21 protein-coding genes, 1 tRNA gene and 1 pseudogene are annotated in these 19,247 nt (G+C 71.2%); 7 read left to right on the top strand and 16 right to left on the bottom strand.

Translation table 11 applies throughout. The features are described from left to right. Positions 1 to 331: 331 nt before the first annotated feature. The 9 genes from QA861_RS21720 to QA861_RS21680 all read right to left on the bottom strand — a co-directional run bounded on the left by QA861_RS21720 (position 332) and on the right by QA861_RS21680 (position 5,826). Positions 332 to 1,114 carry a hypothetical protein gene (locus QA861_RS21720; RefSeq protein ID WP_334589967.1) on the bottom strand — a complete coding sequence of 261 codons (783 nt, stop codon included), beginning with the start codon at positions 1,112 to 1,114 and terminating at the stop codon, positions 332 to 334. 64 nt (positions 1,115 to 1,178) lie between these two features. Next, the gene (locus QA861_RS21715) at positions 1,179 to 2,096 is read right to left on the bottom strand and encodes an RNA polymerase sigma factor SigF (protein ID WP_334589966.1); all 918 of its coding nucleotides are present in this window, start codon (positions 2,094 to 2,096) and stop codon (positions 1,179 to 1,181) included. A 302-nt stretch (positions 2,097 to 2,398) separates the two neighbouring features. Then, positions 2,399 to 3,265 (bottom strand): RNA polymerase sigma factor SigF, encoded by an 867-nt coding sequence (locus QA861_RS21710; RefSeq protein WP_334590650.1) that lies wholly within the window; start codon positions 3,263 to 3,265, stop codon positions 2,399 to 2,401. Between the two features lie 212 nt (positions 3,266 to 3,477). After that, positions 3,478 to 3,771, bottom strand: a complete 294-nt coding sequence (locus QA861_RS21705) for a Dabb family protein (protein WP_334589965.1) — start codon at positions 3,769 to 3,771, stop codon at positions 3,478 to 3,480. A 40-nt stretch (positions 3,772 to 3,811) separates the two neighbouring features. Then, on the bottom strand, positions 3,812 to 3,988 hold the full coding sequence (locus tag QA861_RS21700) for a hypothetical protein (protein ID WP_334589964.1): 177 nt from the start codon (positions 3,986 to 3,988) through the stop codon (positions 3,812 to 3,814). A gap of 108 nt (positions 3,989 to 4,096) precedes the next feature. Beyond that, a tRNA-Ser gene (locus QA861_RS21695) sits at positions 4,097 to 4,181 on the bottom strand. 48 nt (positions 4,182 to 4,229) lie between these two features. Beyond that, positions 4,230 to 4,748 (bottom strand): nucleoside deaminase, encoded by a 519-nt coding sequence (locus QA861_RS21690; RefSeq protein ID WP_334589963.1) that lies wholly within the window; start codon positions 4,746 to 4,748, stop codon positions 4,230 to 4,232. A 62-nt stretch (positions 4,749 to 4,810) separates the two neighbouring features. Then, positions 4,811 to 5,359, bottom strand: coding sequence for a tRNA adenosine deaminase-associated protein (locus QA861_RS21685; protein ID WP_334589962.1), 549 nt, complete (start codon positions 5,357 to 5,359; stop codon positions 4,811 to 4,813). Positions 5,360 to 5,622: 263 nt separating this feature from the next. Continuing rightward, complete coding sequence (locus tag QA861_RS21680) at positions 5,623 to 5,826, bottom strand: hypothetical protein (RefSeq protein ID WP_334589961.1); 204 nt, start codon at positions 5,824 to 5,826, stop codon at positions 5,623 to 5,625. 183 nt (positions 5,827 to 6,009) lie between these two features. Here QA861_RS21680 and upp point away from each other — a divergent pair, with 183 nt between their 5' ends. Further along, positions 6,010 to 6,645 carry a uracil phosphoribosyltransferase gene (gene upp, locus QA861_RS21675; protein WP_334589960.1) on the top strand — a complete coding sequence of 212 codons (636 nt, stop codon included), beginning with the start codon at positions 6,010 to 6,012 and terminating at the stop codon, positions 6,643 to 6,645. Positions 6,646 to 6,693: 48 nt separating this feature from the next. Here the strand turns inward: upp and QA861_RS21670 are convergent, their stop codons facing one another. Together QA861_RS21670 and QA861_RS21665 are read right to left on the bottom strand one after the other, a co-directional pair. Next, positions 6,694 to 7,344: a LytR C-terminal domain-containing protein gene (locus QA861_RS21670; RefSeq protein WP_334589959.1), complete on the bottom strand. Its 651-nt coding sequence runs from the start codon at positions 7,342 to 7,344 to the stop codon at positions 6,694 to 6,696. A gap of 122 nt (positions 7,345 to 7,466) precedes the next feature. After that, positions 7,467 to 7,763: a type II toxin-antitoxin system VapB family antitoxin gene (locus QA861_RS21665; protein ID WP_006377352.1), complete on the bottom strand. Its 297-nt coding sequence runs from the start codon at positions 7,761 to 7,763 to the stop codon at positions 7,467 to 7,469. A gap of 104 nt (positions 7,764 to 7,867) precedes the next feature. Here QA861_RS21665 and QA861_RS21660 point away from each other — a divergent pair, with 104 nt between their 5' ends. Further along, positions 7,868 to 9,565: a helicase HerA-like domain-containing protein gene (locus tag QA861_RS21660; RefSeq protein WP_443041522.1), complete on the top strand. Its 1,698-nt coding sequence runs from the start codon at positions 7,868 to 7,870 to the stop codon at positions 9,563 to 9,565. A gap of 29 nt (positions 9,566 to 9,594) precedes the next feature. On the opposite strand, the gene QA861_RS21655 is transcribed toward QA861_RS21660, so the two are convergent. From QA861_RS21655 to QA861_RS21640, 4 genes are all read right to left on the bottom strand, one after another. After that, complete coding sequence (locus QA861_RS21655) at positions 9,595 to 9,735, bottom strand: hypothetical protein (RefSeq protein ID WP_334589958.1); 141 nt, start codon at positions 9,733 to 9,735, stop codon at positions 9,595 to 9,597. Between the two features lie 67 nt (positions 9,736 to 9,802). After that, positions 9,803 to 10,135 (bottom strand): hypothetical protein, encoded by a 333-nt coding sequence (locus QA861_RS21650; RefSeq protein WP_334589957.1) that lies wholly within the window; start codon positions 10,133 to 10,135, stop codon positions 9,803 to 9,805. A gap of 139 nt (positions 10,136 to 10,274) precedes the next feature. Beyond that, entirely contained in the window at positions 10,275 to 10,868 is a 594-nt protein-coding gene (locus QA861_RS21645) for an HhH-GPD-type base excision DNA repair protein (RefSeq protein ID WP_334589956.1), read from the bottom strand. 7 nt (positions 10,869 to 10,875) lie between these two features. Further along, positions 10,876 to 11,649 carry a siderophore-interacting protein gene (locus tag QA861_RS21640; protein ID WP_334589955.1) on the bottom strand — a complete coding sequence of 258 codons (774 nt, stop codon included), beginning with the start codon at positions 11,647 to 11,649 and terminating at the stop codon, positions 10,876 to 10,878. 89 nt (positions 11,650 to 11,738) lie between these two features. Between QA861_RS21640 and QA861_RS21635 the strand changes: the two genes are divergently transcribed. The 5 genes from QA861_RS21635 (at position 11,739) to QA861_RS21615 (ending at position 18,003) form a co-directional block, all read left to right on the top strand. Next, positions 11,739 to 13,826, top strand: a complete 2,088-nt coding sequence (locus QA861_RS21635) for a penicillin acylase family protein (protein ID WP_334589954.1) — start codon at positions 11,739 to 11,741, stop codon at positions 13,824 to 13,826. Between the two features lie 3 nt (positions 13,827 to 13,829). After that, positions 13,830 to 14,453, top strand: a complete 624-nt coding sequence (locus QA861_RS21630; protein ID WP_334589953.1) for a GNAT family N-acetyltransferase — start codon at positions 13,830 to 13,832, stop codon at positions 14,451 to 14,453. Then, positions 14,450 to 14,950 (top strand): cupin domain-containing protein, encoded by a 501-nt coding sequence (locus QA861_RS21625; RefSeq protein WP_334589952.1) that lies wholly within the window; start codon positions 14,450 to 14,452, stop codon positions 14,948 to 14,950. Before QA861_RS21630 ends, QA861_RS21625 begins: the two co-directional genes overlap by 4 nt. A gap of 44 nt (positions 14,951 to 14,994) precedes the next feature. After that, positions 14,995 to 15,843: an SDR family NAD(P)-dependent oxidoreductase gene (locus QA861_RS21620; protein ID WP_334589951.1), complete on the top strand. Its 849-nt coding sequence runs from the start codon at positions 14,995 to 14,997 to the stop codon at positions 15,841 to 15,843. A gap of 267 nt (positions 15,844 to 16,110) precedes the next feature. Continuing rightward, on the top strand, positions 16,111 to 18,003 hold the full coding sequence (locus QA861_RS21615; RefSeq protein ID WP_334590648.1) for a copper resistance CopC/CopD family protein: 1,893 nt from the start codon (positions 16,111 to 16,113) through the stop codon (positions 18,001 to 18,003). Positions 18,004 to 18,183: 180 nt separating this feature from the next. Here QA861_RS21615 and QA861_RS21610 read toward each other — a convergent pair. Next, positions 18,184 to 18,879 (bottom strand): annotated as a pseudogene (locus QA861_RS21610) (glycosyltransferase 87 family protein); the annotation flags it as partial. Positions 18,880 to 19,247: the final 368 nt, after the last annotated feature.

The raw sequence follows: 19,247 nt of genomic DNA, 5'->3' as shown, positions 1-19,247 counted from the left end.
AGCGGCGGGCGCCGCGCATCGTCCCCGGCCGCTCCACGTCCCCGGCCGCTCCACGTCCCCGGCCGCTCCACGTCCCCGGCCGCTCCACGGCCCCGGCCGCTCCCCGGCCCCGGCCGCACTACGTCCCCGACCTACGGCCAAGCCGGTGACCCGGCTCGCCCTGGATGTCGAGGATCGCCCTCGCCCCTCTCCAAGGCGGCCTGACGGCCATGCCCGCCCGCCGTCAAGCCGCGCGCTACAAGGAGCGGATCGACGGGCGGGGGCTGTCTGGGCTGGGACGGACCGGGCTGGGACGGGCTACCGGGATTCGCCCGGCGGGAATCCTGTGCGTCTACTCCCACTCCACCCCGACCACCCGGGTCTCCACCCGCATCCCCCACGGCACGCGCCACTCCTCCGCGCACACCGTCCAGCTCTGTTCGCGCACCGGCCCCGGCTCGATCGGCGTCGGGAGCGGCGCCGTGGACTCGATGGTCGCCCAGTCGGTGCCGAGCAGGTCGATGATGTGCGTGCCGAAGGTCACCGTGCCCGAACGCACCGGTGCGCCACCGGTGTTGTGGAAGGCGAGCGTCGCCTTCTCGCACCAGCGTCTGTCCGTGGACTCTCGTACCAGCGCACCCGTGACCAGTCGGGCGGGACCTACGGGCGTTGATGGCACCGGTGTCGTCGGAGTCGTCGGTGTCGGCCTCGGTGTGGCACTCGATGTGGGCGTCGGTGTCGGCGCCTGGCTCGGTGTCGGTCCCGGAGGTGCTGAACCCGTGCTCGTCCGGCCGGAGTTGGTGTCTCCTGGCGGAGTCGCCGGAGATGCCGGAAGGGGCGCTGCCCCGGGCCCCGTCGCAGGGGTGCGCGGCCGACTGCCCTGCCCGGCGGGCGGGTTGGGAGCCGGGGATTCCGGCTGCCGTCCCTCCAGCGGTACGAACGTCACCTCCCCGGTGGGAGCGATCGCCGTACCGCCGATCACCGGTCGCTCGACCGGGACGTACCCCTCGTCGTGTCCGCCGCCGTTCCCGCACGCCGCCAACACGCCTGTCAGGGCGCAGGTCACGACGGCCGCCGAGGTGGTCAGGGCGATGGCGCCCCGGCGGTCATGCGTCGCGCGGGTCTGTCGAAGCATCGCGACATCGTCGCTGATGCTCCGTCAGAAGTGAACCCTCGGTCGGACACCTTCTGTCAGACCCTCAGTCGGAGATCAGGCCCTCGCGGAGCTGGGTCAGGGTCCGGGTCAGGAGGCGTGACACGTGCATCTGGGAGATGCCGACCTCCTCGCCGATCTGCGACTGGGTCATGTTGGCGAAGAAGCGCAGCATGATGATCCGGCGCTCGCGCGGCGGGAGTTTGGCCAGCAGCGGCTTCAGGGACTCGCGGTACTCCACGCCCTCCAGCGCCGTGTCCTCGTAGCCGAGGCGGTCGGCCAGGGAGCCCTCGCCGCCGTCGTCCTCCAGGGCCGGCGAGTCCAGGGACGAGGCCGTGTACGCGTTGCCGACCGCGAGGCCGTCGACCACGTCCTCCTCGGACACGCCCAGGACCACGGCGAGTTCGGTGACGGTGGGGGAGCGGTCCAACTTCTGGGCGAGTTCGTCGCTGGCCTTGGTGAGGGCCAGGCGCAGCTCCTGCAGACGGCGCGGTACACGCACCGACCACGAGGTGTCGCGGAAGAAGCGCTTGATCTCGCCCACGACCGTCGGCATCGCGAACGTCGGGAACTCGACACCGCGTTCGCAGTCGAAGCGGTCGATCGCCTTGATCAGGCCGATGGTGCCGACCTGGACGATGTCCTCCATCGGCTCGTTCCGGGAGCGGAAGCGGGCCGCCGCGTACCGGACGAGGGGGAGGTTCAACTCGATGAGGGTGTCCCGGACGTACGCACGCTCGGGGCTGTTCTCGTCGAGGGCGGCGAGCCGCAGGAACAGGGAACGGGACAGGGTCCGGGTGTCGATGGCGCCCGTGGTCGGCGGAGGGGCCGGGAGGGCCTGGACGGCCGGGGTCGCCTCGGCCTCGACCTCCACTACGAGGGCCGGGACGTCGTGAAGCTCGGCGGGCGCCGACTCGCTCTTTGTGAGCGTGAGCACCTTCGAGCTGCCCTGGTCTGCGGACATGCCACCCCCTTTGGGTCGCGGACGGTCGCGGCGGACGTTCCCGATCTGAGGAACGCAGCCTTCACCTGAATACCGGAGCCGAAGCCACGGCAAACGCTCTTCCGGCAGAATGTCACATGTCGGCAACACGCTGTAGTGACATGTCGACATGTGGAGCGCGGATCCGCCCTGGAAAAAGGGGGTGTGACGGTTTTTCAGCCCAGAAATACCGGGAAGTGCGCCCTTGAGCGATTCGCTCTCCCAGGTGACAACTCGATCCTGTATCCGGATACGCCTGGGAGGGTGCCTCGGGTGACGGCCGGCTACGCCTCGACGCGGTTCGCCGAGCGCAGTCGCGCGAAGCTACGGGCCAGTAGCCGGGACACGTGCATCTGGGAGACGCCCAGTTCCGCGCTGATCTGCGACTGGGTGAGGTTGCTGTAGTAACGCAGCAGGAGGATGCGCTGTTCGCGTTCAGGGAGTTGGACCAGGAGGTGGCGGACCAGGTCGCGGTGCTCCACGCCGTCCAGCGCGGGATCCTCGTAACCGAGACGGTCGACCAGGCCGGGCAGACCGTCGCCCTCCTGAGCGGCCTCCAGCGAGGTCGCGTGGTACGAGCGGCCGGCCTCGATGCAGGACAGCACGTCCTCCTCGCTGATGCGCAGCCGCTCGGCGATCTCGGCGGTCGTCGGGGTGCGCCCGAAGGCCGTCGTCAGGTCCTCGGTCGCCCCGTTGACCTGTACCCACAACTCGTGCAGCCGGCGCGGTACGTGGACCGTGCGGACGTTGTCCCGGAAGTACCGCTTGATCTCGCCGATGACGGTCGGCATCGCGAACGTGGGGAACTGCACGCCCCGGTCGGGGTCGAACCGGTCGATGGCGTTGATCAGCCCGATGGTGCCGACCTGGACGACGTCCTCCATCGGCTCGTTGCGGGAGCGGAAGCGGGCGGCCGCGTACCGCACGAGCGGGATGTTCGCCTCGATGAGCGCCCCCCGTACGCGGGTGTGCTCCGGCGTACCGGGATCCAGCATCTTGAGCTGGCCGAAGAGCACCTGGGTGAGTGCCCGGGTGTCCGCGCCCCGACTCCGCTGGGGAGCGGGCTCCTGAGGTGCGATTTCCTGGGCGGGGGCTTCTTGGGCGGGGGCTTCCTGGGGTGGCGCAGTACTGGCCGACACGGTCAACGCCACCTCTTCATCGGTCAACTCAATGGTCGACTCAACGGTCAACTCATCCGTCAAAAGCGGTCATAGCATCACAAGACATGTGCACTGTGTGCAAGCACCCCATAACACCGTGTTGAGGAAGGGTTGGCGCACAAGACGCAAAAAGGCCCCACACCGTTCCGGTGCGGAGCCATCCGTGCGGCCGTACGGGTCGGATTTCGAGTCGGACCTCGGATTCAGACCTCGTAGTCGGCGATCACCCACGTGGCGAACTCACGCCACAGTCCGGCGGCCGCCTGATGGGCCGGGTGTTCGAGGTACCGCTTCAGCGCGGCCATGTCGTCGACGGCCGAGTTGATCGCGAAGTCGTAGGCGATGGGGCGGTCCGTGATGTTCCAGGCGCACTCCCAGAAGCGGAGTTCGTCGATCTGGCCGGACAGGGCACGAAAGGCCTCGGCACCCGCCACGACCCGCGGTTCGTCGCGCTGGACGCCCTCGTTGAGCTTGAAGAGGACCAGATGGCGGATCACATGCACTCCCCGGCTGCTGCTTGGGCTGGCTGACTGACCGCTACTTCGCGCCGTCGGCGACCCAGGTCATGAAGTCACCTATGGCACTGGCCGCGTTCGAGATTCCTTCGAACGCTATCTCGACGTACCCGGCCGCCGCCTTGGGGTCCGTGATGATCACGTACAGCACGAAGACCACGAGGGCATAGACGGCTATCTTCTTCGCATTCACCGCCACGGCGGCCTCCCCCTCAGACCCGACCAGACCCGACCACGCACACTCGACTGAACCCACTCGACTGATGTCGCACGAAAGGCCCCGCCGTTCGGCGAGGCCCTTCTACAGCGGTAGCGGAGGGATTTGAACCCTCGGTGACTTGCGCCACACTCGCTTTCGAGGCGAGCTCCTTCGGCCGCTCGGACACGCTACCGAGGGAGACCTTACAGCAAGGTGCGGCGTGCTCCGAAATCTGTTTTCGTCAGCGGCCGTCGCGGAAGAACGTGGTGAGGAGGCCGGCGCAGTCGTCCGCGAGGACGCCGCCGATCACCTCGGGGCGGTGGTTGAGGCGACGGTCGCGTACGACGTCCCAGAGGGAGCCGGCCGCGCCCGCCTTCTCGTCGCGGGCGCCGTAGACCACGCGGTCCACGCGGGACTGCACGAGGGCGCCCGCACACATCGTGCAGGGCTCCAGCGTCACGACGAGCGTGCAGCCGGACAGCCGCCACTCGCCCGCCCGTCTCCCGCCACCACCCTTGCCGGAGGCTCCCCCAGAGCTGAGCGCCTCGGGGGACCCCCAGCGCGCCGCTGAATTCCTCAGATCCGCCGCCGCCCGCCGGACCGCGAGGATCTCCGCGTGCGCGGTCGGATCGCCCGTCGCCTCGCGCTCGTTGTGCCCGGTCGCGAGCACCGTCGTGCCGTCGGCGGCCAGGACGACGGCGCCCACCGGGACGTCACCGCCGAGGACGGCACGCTCGGCCTCGGCCAGGGCGAGCCGCATCGCGGCCCGCCAGGGATCCCGTACGGGGTCGGGCGGCCCCTCGCCGATCAGGCCCTCCTCGCTCAGCGCACCGTCTCCAGGACCTCCGCCGCTCCCAGGGCCTCGGCGATCGCGCCCAGCGCGTCGTCGGCGTCCAGGGCGCGCAGTTCCTTCTCGCCGACGCCGAGGTCGTCGAGGATCTCCGGGTCTCCTACGGGGCCGTGCGGTACCGCTTCGGCGGACGTGCCGGCCTCCTCGTCGTCTTCGTCGGTGTCCGGATCGGCGTCCGACTCACCGTCCTCGGTGCCGTCGAGGTCGAGGGCGTCGAGATCCGGCTCGTCGGTGTCGGGATCGCGGCCGAGCAGCTCGGCCGTGAGCAGAATCTCGCCGTACGAACTACGGGCAGCGGCGGCGGCGTCCGAGACGTAGATACGGGGGTCGTCCTCGCCGTCGATGCGGACGACGCCGAACCAGGCGTCCTCCTGCTCGATGAGAACCAGCACCGTGTCGTCCTCGGGGGAGGCTTCACGGGCCAGTTCGGCCAGGTCCGACAGGGTTTCCACGTCGTCGAGCTCTTTGTCGCTCGCTTCCCACCCGTCTTCGGTGCGCGCGAGCAGTGCGGCGAAGTACACCGTGACTCTCCCACTGGTCCTAGGCGTGCCGGTTGGGGGCCCTCCCGGCGGAGTTCGCGGGTGGGGAACGCTGGGTGCCGCGCCCCGCCCACTCGGCATCGTGGCAGAAACGGAGCGTTCAGGGGACGTCTTCCGCACCCTGTGTCCGGCTCTTTTGACCGCTGGTCGGCCGAGCCCTTCAGCAGCACTCTCGTCGCCGCCACCAGCGGATCGTAACCGGCGTCCCGTACGGCGTCCGCACGGCCACCCCTCCAACGCGCCTACTACCAGCGGAACGTACGCATGCGCATGGCGTGGCGGAGGCGGGCGGTCTTGGCGCGGCGGGGCTGGACACGGTCGCGCAACTCGCGCGCCTCGGTCAGCTCGCGCAGGAAGACGGCCCGGCGCCGACGCCGTTCGGCCTCGGTCTCCGACGCCTTCTGGTCACGTTCCCGGTCACGTTCCCGGTCGGGTTCACGGTCAGGCATGGGCGGACACCCCCAGTCGGTGCGTCCCTCCCACCTTCCCTCCGTCGGGCGGTTTGATGCCACCGGAAGGACGAGCGGGGAGCAACGCCGCTGTACGGGGAACCGGAACCGTTGTAAAGGGAACCTGAACCGCCGCACGGGGGAGCAGAGCCGCTGTACGGGACCCCGGCTACTGTTGGGGACATGCGTCTCCACGTCGTCGACCACCCTCTGGTCGCCCACAAGCTCACCACGCTGCGCGACCAGCGCACCGACTCCGCGACCTTCCGCCGTCTCGCCGACGAGCTGGTCACCCTGCTCGCCTACGAGGCCACGCGCGACGTGCGTACCGAACAGGTCGACATCACGACGCCGGTCTCCTCGACCACGGGCGTCAAGCTGTCCTACCCGCGCCCGCTGGTGGTGCCGATCCTGCGGGCCGGCCTCGGCATGCTGGACGGCATGGTCCGGCTCCTGCCGACCGCCGAGGTGGGCTTCATGGGCATGGTGCGCGACGAGGAGACGCTCCAGGCGTCGACGTACGCCACCCGTATGCCGGAGGACCTCTCCGGGCGTCAGGTGTACGTCCTCGACCCGATGCTCGCCACCGGCGGCACGCTGGTCGCGGCGATCCGGGAGCTGATCAAGCGGGGCGCCGACGATGTGACGGCCGTGGTCCTGCTGGCCGCCCCGGAGGGCGTCGAGATCATGGAACGCGAGCTGGCGGGCGCCCCGGTCACCGTCGTGACGGCGTCGATCGACGAGCGCCTGAACGAGCACGGTTACATCGTCCCGGGCCTCGGAGACGCGGGCGACCGGCTGTACGGCGCGGCCGAGTAGTAGCGGCGCCGAGCAGCAGCGGCACCAGTACAACCAGGGGTACGAGGCTCAGCAGCTCTTCGGGCTGCTGGAGGGCGCCGGCGCCGGACCGGTCAGCGCGGCCAGGGCCTGGTCGGCGTCCTTCTTGCTGGTCAGGGCCGTGAAGGCGGTGCCGATGAGCAGGTCGACCTCGGTGGCCGACGCGCGTGTGTCGGTCTTCACCTGGGCGCCGGCGAGCTGGGTCCCGACCAGGGGCAGGGCGGCCTCGGCGGCCGACTTCGCGCCGAGCACCATGCCGGCGCCGGCGATCTTCTTGTCGTAGGCCTTGGGCGCGTTGCCGACGTCGCCGATGCGGAAGCCGCGCTTGCGCAGCTCGTCCGCCGCCTGCTTGGCGAGGCCGCTGCGTGGCGTGGCGTTCAGCACGTTGACGGTGATCCCACCGGGCTTGGGCAGCGCTCTGACGGCCGTCGGCGGCGTCGCCGTGGGGCCGGCCTTCGTCGTGCAGTCCGTCTTGGGTCCCGCGGCCGTGGCCTTGCTGCCGCCGCCGGTGAAGACGTCGATGAGCTGCAAGGTGCCCCAGCCGATCAGGCCGAGGGCGACGACGGAGGCCACGAGTCCGAACACGAACTTGCGGCGTCCCCGGGGTCGGCGCATCCGCGGGTACTTGTCTCCCGTGATGCGGTACTGGCCGCCCAGTCCGGGGGGAGTCAGCATGCTCATGGGCGCAGCGTAGTGCGCCCGGGCGGTGATGCCTACTAAATGATCATTGACCCGGCCGCAGTACTACCCGAAAGGGCCAATAAGCGTCGCGAGGACGGTGGCGAAGGGTGGATGGACGGCCGTCAGTCCATTTCGAGGACGCGGGCGTGCAGCACCTGGCGTTGCTGGAGGGCCGCCCGGACCGCGCGGTGCAGACCGTCCTCCAGATACAGGTCGCCCTGCCACTTCACGACGTGCGCGAAGAGGTCGCCATAGAACGTGGAGTCCTCGGCGAGCAGGGTTTCCAGGTCGAGCTGGCCCTTGGTCGTCACGAGCTGATCGAGGCGGACCGGGCGCGGCGCGACGTCCGCCCACTGCCGGGTGCTTTCCCGGCCGTGGTCGGGGTACGGCCGGCCGTTTCCGATGCGCTTGAAGATCACACGGAAAGCCTACCGGTCCAGACGTTCCGGGCGCAGCCATGGAGACGGAGTGCGACGCTGGAAAAGATGCCGCAAAGCGGGGCAAATCGGAAGAGGGACCCGACATGAGTGACAGCGAGAGCGTGTCATCGGCCACCACGGAGCCCATGCCACCGGCAAACGCGCCCGGCTCGCCACCACGCGCGCCCGGGAGCGCCCCCGCGCTCCCCCAGCCGGCCCTGGAGATCGCCGCCGGGTACGCCTTCACCGGCCCGGCACTCGATCTGGGCGCCCTGCTGTGGGACGGGACATGCCTCCCGGACGCCCAGATCCGTATCCCGCTGCCCATGCTCAACCGGCACGGTCTGGTCGCGGGGGCCACCGGCACCGGCAAGACGAAGACACTCCAGCTGATCGCCGAACAGCTCAGCGCCCAAGGTGTGCCCGTTTTCCTGGCCGATGTGAAGGGTGACGTGTCCGGCATCTCCGCGCCGGGGCAGACGGGACGGGCAGGGGAGGCGCACGACCGCGTCGCCGCCCGGGCCGCCGAGGTGCACCAGAAGTGGACGGCGACCGGTTTCCCCGCCGAGTTCTACGCGCTCGGCGGTCTCGGCCACGGCATCCCCGTGCGGGCCACGATCACCAGTTTCGGCCCGCTGCTGCTGTCCAAGGTGCTCCAGCTCAACCCCACCCAGGAGCAGTCGCTCGGCCTGGTCTTCCACTACGCCGACCAGAAAGGGCTGGAACTGGTCGACCTGAAGGACCTGCGGGCCGTCGTCGCGTTCCTCACCTCCGACGAGGGCAAGCCCGAGCTGAAGAACATCGGCGGGCTCTCGACCGCCACGGCCGGGGTGATCCTGCGTTCCCTCACCGCCTTCGAGGCGCAGGGCATGGCGGACTTCTTCGGCGAACCGGAGTTCGACACGGCGGAGCTGCTGCGCACGGCCTCGGACGGCCGGGGCATCGTCTCGGTGCTCGAACTGCCCGCCGTCCAGGACCGGCCGCAGCTGTTCTCGACCTTCCTGATGTGGCTCCTGGCCGACCTTTTCCACGACCTCCCGGAGGTCGGCGACGCCGACAAGCCCAAGCTCGTCTTCTTCTTCGACGAGGCCCATCTGCTCTTCAAGGACGCGTCCAAGGCATTCCTGGACGCGATCACGCAGACCGTCCGCCTCATCCGCTCCAAGGGAGTGGGCGTGTTCTTCGTGACGCAGACCCCACGAGACGTGCCCGCGGACGTCCTCGCCCAGCTCGGCAACCGCGTCCAGCACGCGCTGCGTGCCTTCACCCCGGACGACCAGAAGGCCCTCAGGGCCACGGTGCAGACCTTCCCGAACTCGGCGTACGACCTGGAGGAACTGCTCACCGGCCTCGGGACGGGCGAGGCGGTGGTCACCGTCCTGAGCGAGAAGGGCGCCCCGACCCCGGTCGCCGCGACCCGCCTGCGCGCCCCCGAGTCCCTGATGGGCCCCGTCGACGCGGCCGTTCTCGACCAGGCGGTCAGGTCCTCGCAGCTCTACGACCGTTACGCACAGGCTGTGGACAGAGAGTCGGCGTACGAGAAACTGACGGCCGCGCAGACCTCCGGGGGAGCCGGGGGATCCGGCGGAGCCAAGGGCCCGGACGAGATGAGGCCCAAGGAGCCCAGCAGGTCCAGCAGGCCCGAAGCGTCGAGGGAGTCGGGGGAGTCGAGGGAGGACCCATCTCTCGTCCAACAGGTGGTGGGCAGCGGCATGTTCAAGTCCCTGGCCCGTTCCCTGGGCACCCAGATCGGCCGTGAGATCACCCGCTCCGTCTTCGGCACGGCACGGCGGAGGCGGTAGCCCACCGGGGCCCCGCCCCCGCCGTCCGGTCAGCGGCCCCGCTCCTCCAGGGGTCGCCGCTGCTCGGCTTCCTTCACCTGAGGCGCATGGGGCACCCGCGCCTTCGGTGTGTTGCGGGCGGCCTCGGCGCGCAGAAGGGCGCGCAGGACCGCGTAAGGGTCGATCGCCATGTCGGTGTTCCTTGTCCCGTGTGACGTGTTGGGCGTGCTGACTGACGGACCGGGGGAGCCGGTTCTGTCAGCAGCGCAGGACCACCGAGCGCGGGACGGGCGTGGAGCGTGGCGGCAAGGGGAGCGGGTGGGCCGGCGCCGTCGTATGCCGTGCCGTCGACGGGCCGGGCACGGGCCGCAGGGCTACGACGGCACGGGGGCCGTAGCGCGCCGGCGGGCGCAGGGCGGTGTCGTGGACGTCGTGCTCGGCGGCCGTACCGCTCGAAACGGCCGCCTCGGCGGCTCCGCAGTGCGCTGCCGTCCCCGGCACGAGCAGGGCGAGCAGCAGGACGACGACCCGGAGCCAGGCGGTCCGGCGCACGGCGTACGAGGCGTACGGGGTGCGCGCGGCGGGGCTCATGGAGGTGATCTCCCCGCCGCACGGACAGGGCCGATCCTTCCGCGCCCGAGATCCGCTCACTCGGCCTATCGGCGGCTTACCGGTGGCCTACCGGCGGGCTGTCGGGGGTCTCTCGGTTGGGGGCCGGTGTCGTCGGCGCCTACTTGCCGGCGGCCTTCGCGGCTTTCGCCGCCGCCTTCATCTCCTGCTTGTGGGCACGGACCTTGACCAGGGACTCCGGGCCGGTGATGTCGGCGACGGAGCGGAAGGACTTCGGTTCGCCGTAGGCACCGGCGGCCTCACGCCAGCCCTTGGGCTGTACGCCGAGCTGCTTGCCGAGCAGGGCCAGGAAGATCTGGGCCTTCTGCTTACCGAAGCCGGGCAGGTCGGTGAGGTGCTTGAGCAGTTCCTGGCCGGTCGTCGCGTCCCGCCAGACGCCCTCGGCGTCGCCCTCGTAGTGCTCGACGAGGTACTGGCAGAGCTGCTGGACGCGCTTGGCCATCGAGCCCGGGTACCGGTGCACGGCCGGCTTGTCGGAGAGGAGCGCGGCGAAGGCCTCCGGGTCGTACGCCGCGATCTCGTGTGCGTCGAGGTCCTCGGCGCCCAGTCGCTGGGCGATGGTCGCCGGTCCCTTGAACGCCCACTCCATCGGCACTTGCTGGTCCAGCAGCATTCCGGTCAGCGCGGCGAGCGCACTGCGGCCGAGGAGCGCGTCGGCCTCGGGGTCCTGGGCGAGGTGGAGAGTGACGTCCATGGGTCGATCATGCCTCGATCGCGGCAGGGGTGCCGTACGGCCGCCAGTACCCCAGCCCGTGCACCCGCTGCTTCGGCAGCCCCGTCTCCTTGCGGAACCAGCTCGTCAGGGTCCGGGTCGTGGCCGTGTCGCAGGCGATCCACACGTACGGGTCGGCGGTGTGCGTCAGCAGGTCCGGAAAGGCCGAGCGGACCTCGGCGACCAGCTGGGCACCCGCGTCCCGGCGGGGCACCGGGCGGACGTCGTGATGGTCGGGGGCGGTGCGGAAGGGGTAGCCGTCGGTGCCGTGGTCCGACTCGAACCAGATCGTCGCCGGGGTCGAACCAAACGCGTCCAGCAGGGAGTTGAGCGCGGGCAGCGATGCCGGGTCGCCGATCGCGAAGATGTGCGAGGGGTCCGGCTCGGGCCGGGTGAAGCCCGTTCCCTGGACCGTTGCCCCGATGGTGTCGCCGGGCTTCGCCGCCCGCGCCCAGTCGCTCGCGCATCCCTCGTGGAGCGCGAACTCGAGGCTGAACGTGCCCGCCCCGGGGTCCGGGTCGACCAGCGTGTACGCCCGCTGGTGCGGTTTGCCCGCGTTGCCGAACCAGAGCCGGACCCACATCGTGGGGTGGACGCCGGTGGCGGAAAGCATGCCCCCGTCGGTGAGGTGGAGGCGCCGATAGTGCGGGGTGACGTCCTCGGCGCCCGTCACGGTGAAGACGAAGTCCTTGCCCCGGAAGAGCTTGAGGACCGCGCCCTCCCAGCCGCGACGGCCCTGCCCCCGCCCCTGCCCCTGCGCCATGACTTCTCCACCCTCGCGTACGATTCCGGCACGACTTGCTTAGGTAAGGCTAACCTAAAGCACAGTTTCGGACCCGGTGAGGAATGGATATGGCCACCGAGATCTACCGCGACGCCTGGGGCATCCCGCACCTGCGGGCGGCCGACGCGCTCGAACTCGCCCGTTGCCAGGGCCGTGTCACCGCCCTCGACCGGGCCTGGCAGCTGGAGGTCGAGCGCCACCGCACGCAGGGCACCTCGGCCGCGTTCCTCGGCGCCGACGCGGTCGGCTGGGACGTGTTCGCCAGACGCGCCCGCCTCGACGACACCGCGAGGCACTGCTACGCCACCCTGGAGAGACGGGACCCCGAAACCGCCGCCTGGGTGCGCGCGTACACGGACGGTGTCAACGCCGGGCTGGGCGAAGGGGCCCGCCGCGCACCCGAGTTCGCCGCGACCGGCCTGGCACCCGGGCGCTGGGAGCCCTGGACCCCGCTCGGCGTCTGGCTCGCCACGCACATCCTGTTCGCCGGTTTCCCGGCCAAGCTCTGGCGCGACCAGGTCGTCGCGCATCTCGGTGCCGACGCCGTCGCCCTGTTCGCCACCGACGGACCCGGCACCTCCGGCAGCAACGGCTGGCTGGTGAGCGGCGAACGGTCCGTCACCGGGCTCCCGTTGCTCGCGGGCGACCCGCACCGCTATATCGAGGATCCCGGCGTCTACCAGCAAGTCCGGCTCTTCTGCCCGGAGTTCGACGTCGTCGGGTTCGCCGTGCCGGGCGTTCCCGGCATCGCCCACTTCGGCCACACCGGCACGGCAGCCTGGGCCATCACCAACGCCATGGCCGACTACCAGGACCTCTACGAGGAGCGGATCCGCCGCGCGGGTACGGGAGTTGAGGCCCTCGATCCCGACGGGGAGTGGCGGCCGGCTCATGTGCACAGGGAAGTGGTCGAGGTCGCGGGCGGGGAGTCCGGCGAGGTCGAGGTCGAGGTGATCGAGACCGGGCGCGGGCCGGTGGTGATCGGCGGCCCCGACGACGGCCGTACGGCAACCATCAGTCTGCGCTACCCGCCCCGCGTCACCGGTGACCTCGGCTTCTCCGCCCTTCTCCCGCTTCTCCGTGCCCGCCGCGTCGCCGACATCGACCGAGCCCTCGACCTGTGGGCCGAGCCCGTCAACGTCGTCCACGCCGCCGACACCGAGGGCGGGCTGCTGCACCGGGTCGCGGGCCATGTCCCCGTACGCGCCGAGGTCAACCGGACCCGGCTCGCGCGGGCCTGGGAACCCGGTCACGAATGGCAGGGCCGGCACGAGACGCCGTACGGCACCGTCGACAACGGCCTCGCCGTCATGGCCAACCAGCGCGGCCCGTCGACCCCGCTCGGCGTCGAGTTCGCACCGCCGCACCGGGCGGCCCGTATCCGCGCCCTCCTTGAGGAGAGGGACCAGTGGTCGGCGGACGATCTGTCCGCCGTCCACATGGACACCCACCTCGCCTCCGCCGGCCCGCTCCTCGGCCTCATTTCCGCCCTCGACGGTCTCGACGGTCTGTCGGCCGGGGAAGCGGAGCTCCGCGACCGGCTTCTCCGCTGGGACCGCCGGATGGACGCCGACAGCACGGACGCGGCGTCGTACGCGGCCCTGCGCTCCGCTGTCGTACGCCGCCTCGCCGCCCACCCCGCCTTCGCCGCACTGGCCGTCCCGCCCGCGTACCCCGAGGTCTTCCGCCCCTGGCTCGCGCTGCTCCCCCGGATCGCCTTCGCGCTCGAAGGGCTCCTGAAAACCGAGGAGTTGTACGGGATCGACCGCGCCGCCCTGGTCAGGGAAGCCGTCACCGAGGTGGCCGCCGATCCGACGACCGGCGTCGCGACCTGGGGCGAGCGTCACCGGCTGGTCCCCTGGCGGGCGCTGCCCACCACTTCGCACTCCGCGTACGACGAGCAGGCCCTCTCCGGCGACCACGACTGTGTGCTCTGCACCTCCTCCGTCCCCGGGCTCAACGACCTCAGCGCGCGCGGGCCCGCCGCCCGGTACGTCTGGGACCTGGCCCGGCGCGAGGACAGCCTCTGGGTGGTCCCCCTCGGCGCCTCCGGCGTTCCCGGTTCCGCCCACAACCGCGATCAACTCCCCTTGTGGACAAGGGGAGAACTCGTCCCGGTCGTCACCGACTGGACGCGGCTCACGAAGGAGAACTGACTGATGACCGACGTAACGACCGCTGAGCCGTACGCGGCCCGTGCCGCCGTGCACGAGCGAGTGGTCGACGGGTTCGGCGCCGTGCGCGTGCTACGGCTCGACCCCGTCGCCGATGCCGGCGTCGTGCACGGCTGGGTGAGCGGCCAGGAGGCCGGATTCTGGGGCATGAACGGGCTCACCGAGAAACAAGTCGCTGAGATCTACGGCCACTTGGACGCCCTGGACACCCATCACGCCTACCTGCTGGTGAAGGACGGTACGGCGGTCGGGCTGCTCCAGACGTACGAGCCCGAGGCCGACCGGGTGGGCGAGTGCTATCCCGTCGAGCCCGGCGACATCGGCGTCCATCTGCTGCTCACGCCCGTCGGGGCGGAGGGCGGGCGGCCGGGGTGGTCGGGTGCGCTGATGGGGGTGCTGGCGGAGTTCGTGCTGGTCGGGCTCGGGCGGCGGCGGGTCGTGGTCGATCCGGATGTGGCGAACGAGAAGGCCGTCACCCGTTTTCTGCGCCATGGGTTCGTGCCCGGGCCTGTCGTCGTCCTGCCCGAGATCGATCTGCCGGACGTGTATCTGCCGGAGAAGCGCGCCCAACTGGCTTTTCTGCGCCGGGAGGTAGCTTTTCCCGGGTGACCTCGACCTCAGGACATCCGACGCCCGCCGACCTGATCGCCCACTACGACCTGGAGCCGATCCCGCGTGAGGGCGGGCTGTTCCGGCGTACGTGGGCGGGGCCCGAGCGGGCCGACGGGCGGCCGGAGGGCACGGCGATCGTCGCCCTGCTGACCGCCGAGCCCGGTGACTTCTCCGCGCTGCACCGGTTGCCGTCCGACGAGGTCTGGCACTTCTACCTCGGCGATCCCCTCGAACTGCTGCTCCTCGCACCGGACGGCACCTCCCGGACGGTCGTGCTCGGGCCCGGCCTCCTGCACGGTCAGGAGCCCCAGCTCACCGTGGACGCCGGTACCTGGATGGGCGCGCGGGTCGTCACGGGCGGCGCGTGGACGTTCTTCGGGTGCACGATGGCGCCCGGGTTCACGTTCGAGGGGTACGAGCACGGGGACGCCGTCGAACTGGCCGCGCGTTATCCGGCCGAGGCGGCTCGCATCGGGGCACTGTGTCGGCCATGAGGTCATCCACGTCGTCGTCGACGCAGCCATCCACGCCGCCATCCATGCGGTCGTCCGTGAGTTCCGCAGGTCTTCTCGCCGGGCAGGTCGCCCTGGTGACCGGGGCCGGTGGCGGGATCGGGCGCGGGGTCGCGTCGCGGTTCGCGGCGGAGGGTGCCGCTGTCGCCGTGCACTGCCGGACGTCGGACGAGGGTGCCCGGGAAGTGGCCGCGCGGATCGAGCAGTCGGGCGGCCGAGCCGTCGTCCTGCGGGGCGATCTCACCGTCGAGGACGAGTGCCGGCGTGTGGTGCGGGAGGCAGCCGAGTGGGGTGGCGGGCGGCTCGACGCGCTGGTCAACAACGCGGGCGTACAACCGGTCCAGGAGCTGGTCGGGATGGCGGTCGCCGACTGGCGGGCGGTCGTCGACATGAACGTCCTCAGCGTCTTCGCCTGTACGCAGGCCGCGGCGGAGATCATGCGCGAGCAGGCGGCCGAGGGTGACGGTGAGGCTGAGGAAGGGGGCAGGGGCGGGGACAGGAGCCGGGGGAGGTGGAGCGGGGGGAGTGTCACGCACATCGCCTCCATCGAGGCCGCGCACCCGGCGCCCGGCCACGCCCACTACTGCGCCTCGAAGGCGGCGGTCGTGGCGCACGCCCGATCGGCCGCTCTCGAATACGGGCCGTACGGGATCCGCGTCAACACCGTCTCGCCCGGGCTCGTCGACCGGGAAGGGCTCGCTGACGACTGGCCCGATGGGGTACGGCGGTGGCAACAGGCGGCGGCCGTACGGAGGTTGGGGCGGCCCGAGGACATCGGCGACGCGTGTGTGTTCCTCGCCTCCCGGCTGGCGTCCTGGGTCAGCGGGCACGACATGGTGGTGGACGGAGGGGTGTCCGCCCGCCCCACGTGGTGAAGACCACGGCGAATCCGGTTCCGGCGGGGTGAGCGGGGCACCAGGATCGTCCGTACGTATACGAGAGCCGAAAAGTCCCGAAGACGGAGAAGCTACGTGGGCCGACTGCGGAACCAAGGGCGCGACGACCGACGAGCCGGCGGAGGCGAGCGCACGGAGACCGGCCGGCCGATGGTCGAACGGACCGCCGGACGGAGAGGTGAGCGGACCGTCGGTCGGACCGGCGGGCGAATAGGCGGACGCGATGTCCGGGGAGTCCAGCGGGTGGTGCTGCTGGGCATAATGCTCGTGCTGTTCCTCCTCGTCGGCGGGGCGGGTACCGCGTCCGCGCACGCCGCTCTCCGGGACACCGACCCCCGGGACGGAAGCGTCCTCAACTCCGCGCCCCGACAGGTCACCCTGAGCTTCACCGAGTCCGTCGGCCTGCTCGACGACTCCTTCCGCGTCTTCGACCCCGACGGCCGGCGCGTGAGCACCGGCGAGGCCAAGCATGTGGAGGGCCGTTCCGACGGAGTGCGCGTCAGCCTCCCCACGGGCCTCGGCAAGGGCACGTTCACCGTGGCCTGGCGGGTCGTCTCGGCGGACAGCCACCCCATCTCGGGCGCCTTCACCTTCTCCATCGGGGAGCCCTCCGCGACCCCGACCGTGGTCGACACCGGGCCCACCGAGAACGCGGCCACCAGCGCCCTCTATGACACCTTCCGCTACCTCGCGTACGCCGCTCTGGCGCTGCTGGTCGGCACCGTCGTCTTCGTCCTCGTCTGCCGGCCGCCCGGCACGGGCCCCCTGCGCAGGCTGGTCCTGACGGGCTGGTGGACCCTCCTGGTGTCGACCGTCGCCCTGCTTCTGCTGCGCGGCCCGTACGAGGCCGGCACCGCACCCGCCGGCGCCTTCGACCTGTCGGCCCTGGAACGGACCGTGAACGGCAGGCCCGGCCTGGCACTTCTGGCCCGGCTCGCACTGCTGGCCGCAACAGCCGTACTGCTGGCGGTAGTCGTACGCCGACAGCGGCACGCCGAGGGAGAGACGGGTGGCGACCCTGTGGGTGGCGGCCGTGTGCAGTCGGTCCTCCTCGGCGTCGGGGGTGTGCTCGCGCTCGGTCTCACGCTGACGTGGGCCGCCGCCGAGCACGCGTCGGCCGGTATCCAGGTGCCGGTGGCGATGGTGTCCTCGGTGCTGCATCTGCTCGCCATGGCCGCCTGGCTGGGCGGCCTCGCGGCCCTGCTCACCCTCCTCCAGGCGGAGGAGCCGCTCCCGGCGTCCACCGTCACCCGCTTCTCCCGGCTGGCCTTCGCCTCCGTGGCCGTCCTGACCGTCACCGGCGTCTACCAGTCCTGGCGCGGCCTCGGCTCCTGGGACGCGATCACCGGTACGTCGTACGGCCGCATCCTGATCGCCAAGGTGTGCGCGGTGGCGCTGCTGCTGGTGGCGGCCGGGTTCTCGCGCCGGTGGACGGGACAGCTGTCGGCACCGAAGGCGGCGGAGGGGGCGAAGCTGGACGCCGAGACGAAGGCCGAGGCAATGGCCGAGGCAAAGGTCGAGGTGAAGGTCGCGGAACGGGTGCCGGAGACGGTCGGCGGTCCGGCGAATCTGTCCGGTGAGTCCGGTGAGAGTGACGCCCCAGGCGACGTATCCCCGGCCGACTCAGCCTCCCTTTCCTCTTCCTACCGTCGGCGGCTCCGCCGTTCCGTGCTGGCCGAAGTGGCCATCGGGATCGCGGTGTTGGTGATCACGACTGTCCTGACGACCACCCTGCCGGGCCGGGCCGCGGCCGAGGCGGCGGAGGCCGCCAAGGATGCTCCGACGCCCGGGGTGATCAGTGCGTCCACGACGACGATCCCCTTCGACGTGGGCACACCGGGCGGACACGGCAAGGTGCAGGTCACCCTCGAACCCGCCCGGGTCGGCGAGAACACCGTGCAGGCCGTCGTGTTCGGCCCCGACGACGGTTTCGCGATCGTCCCCGAACTCCGCATCTCCTTCTCCCTCCCCAGCAAGGAGATCGGCCCCCTCAACGCCGAAGTCACCGACCAGGGCGGCTACTGGGGCACCAACACCCTCAACCTGCCGATCGCCGGCACCTGGACCATGAAGGTCACCATCCGGACTTCCGACGTGGATCAGGTGAGCGTGTCGCGGAAGGTGAAGATCGGTCGCTGACCCGATCCCGACCCCGACCCCGGCGGCGTGAGCCGGCGCGTCGCTCGCAGCCGTCCTGCCGGCGCGGAACCACATCGCCAGGACGATCGGGTACACCATGTAGCCGAATCGGGTGGCCGGTATCAGGCACATCGCCAGGCCCAGGCCGACGGCGAGCCGGTCGGCCGCCGCTCGGACGGTGCGCGGCGGTCGGACCACGAGTGACGCCGCGACCGCCACGGCACTCGCGATCAGCAGCGCGACCGCGATGACGAAGCCGTCGGGCACGTACTCGGCGAGCAGATGTCCGGGCAGCGGGCTCGTCGCCGGGGAGTGGACGCCGCCCTTGCCCAGCGGGAACAGCACCACGTGCTCGACGAAGGCGCGCGGGTCGGCCAGGGCGACCGGTACGACGGCCGCCGCCGCTGTCAGGAGAGCGGTCACCGTAGCGCGTACGGCCGTGCGGCGGCCCGCCGTGACGGCGATCAGGACGAGACCGACGGGGAGAAGGGGCCAGGCGGTCCACTTCAGGGCCGCCGCGGCGCCTATCGCCAGCCCGGCCGCGACCCCGGCCGCCCGGCCGGAACCGGTCCGGCCGGCCAGTGCGAGGCCCAGGCACATCAGCCCGATCACCGGTAGGTCCACCCCGCCGACGGCGAGAGGCAGCGCCACGGCCGGGAAGGAGAGCAGCAGGGCCGCGGTACGGGTCGGGTCGCCTGTTCGCCCCCAACTGGCGGTACGGGACCCATTGGCGGTAGGGGGCCTGTCGGCCGTACGGGACCTGGTTGTGGCGTACAGGCAGGCGGCGAAGGTCGCGCAGAACCACAGCCGGGCGTCCGCGAGCGGGGCCGCCCAGGTGTCGCCCAGGAGGGCGTGCGGGAGTCCGAAGAGGGCCATGCCGGGCAGGTACGGGTTGTAGTCGTCCACGGTGACGGGGTGGGGTGCGTACGGGCTGCCCGTGTGCAGCAGCAGGGCGCCCGAGTGTTCGACGACCCCGACCTCGGACTGGGCCGCGCCGAGCACGATCAGCAGGCCCAGGGGGAGCAGCACCGCGCCGACGGTGGCCGCGCGCAGTGCTGCCCGGCTCTCCCAGGGGCGCGGGGCGCGGGCGGCCAGCATCGCCGCCGTGCCGTATCCGAAGGCCGCGCAGACGCCCCACACGCGGTGCGGGGACAGGGTCGTGGCCAGCGCCAGACCGAGTGCGAAGACGGCGCAGGCCAGGAGATGGACGACGTCCCAGCGGACCGAGTGCCGGACCGAGTGTC

Origin of the sequence: Streptomyces sp. B21-083 (assembly GCF_036898825.1) — a bacterium.
In the GTDB taxonomy this organism is placed as follows: domain Bacteria; phylum Actinomycetota; class Actinomycetes; order Streptomycetales; family Streptomycetaceae; genus Streptomyces.
The sequence above is the reverse complement of the archived record's forward strand: the minus strand, read 5'-3'. Positions and strand labels throughout refer to the sequence as shown.

What these genes read in the sequence shown, in the direction of transcription:
- QA861_RS21720 (WP_334589967.1), bottom strand. Translation starts at nt 1,114, where the DNA reads ATGCTTCGACAGACCCGCGCGACGCATGACCGCCGGGGCGCCATCGCC.
- QA861_RS21715 (WP_334589966.1), bottom strand. Translation starts at nt 2,096, where the DNA reads ATGTCCGCAGACCAGGGCAGCTCGAAGGTGCTCACGCTCACAAAGAGC.
- QA861_RS21690 (WP_334589963.1), bottom strand. Translation starts at nt 4,748, where the DNA reads ATGCGGCTCGCCCTGGCCGAGGCCGAGCGTGCCGTCCTCGGCGGTGAC.
- QA861_RS21680 (WP_334589961.1), bottom strand. Translation starts at nt 5,826, where the DNA reads ATGCCTGACCGTGAACCCGACCGGGAACGTGACCGGGAACGTGACCAG.
- upp (WP_334589960.1), top strand. Translation starts at nt 6,010, where the DNA reads ATGCGTCTCCACGTCGTCGACCACCCTCTGGTCGCCCACAAGCTCACC.
- QA861_RS21670 (WP_334589959.1), bottom strand. Translation starts at nt 7,344, where the DNA reads ATGAGCATGCTGACTCCCCCCGGACTGGGCGGCCAGTACCGCATCACG.
- QA861_RS21660 (WP_443041522.1), top strand. Translation starts at nt 7,868, where the DNA reads ATGAGTGACAGCGAGAGCGTGTCATCGGCCACCACGGAGCCCATGCCA.
- QA861_RS21655 (WP_334589958.1), bottom strand. Translation starts at nt 9,735, where the DNA reads ATGGCGATCGACCCTTACGCGGTCCTGCGCGCCCTTCTGCGCGCCGAG.
- QA861_RS21650 (WP_334589957.1), bottom strand. Translation starts at nt 10,135, where the DNA reads ATGAGCCCCGCCGCGCGCACCCCGTACGCCTCGTACGCCGTGCGCCGG.
- QA861_RS21645 (WP_334589956.1), bottom strand. Translation starts at nt 10,868, where the DNA reads ATGGACGTCACTCTCCACCTCGCCCAGGACCCCGAGGCCGACGCGCTC.
- QA861_RS21640 (WP_334589955.1), bottom strand. Translation starts at nt 11,649, where the DNA reads ATGGCGCAGGGGCAGGGGCGGGGGCAGGGCCGTCGCGGCTGGGAGGGC.
- QA861_RS21635 (WP_334589954.1), top strand. Translation starts at nt 11,739, where the DNA reads ATGGCCACCGAGATCTACCGCGACGCCTGGGGCATCCCGCACCTGCGG.
- QA861_RS21630 (WP_334589953.1), top strand. Translation starts at nt 13,830, where the DNA reads ATGACCGACGTAACGACCGCTGAGCCGTACGCGGCCCGTGCCGCCGTG.
- QA861_RS21620 (WP_334589951.1), top strand. Translation starts at nt 14,995, where the DNA reads ATGCGGTCGTCCGTGAGTTCCGCAGGTCTTCTCGCCGGGCAGGTCGCC.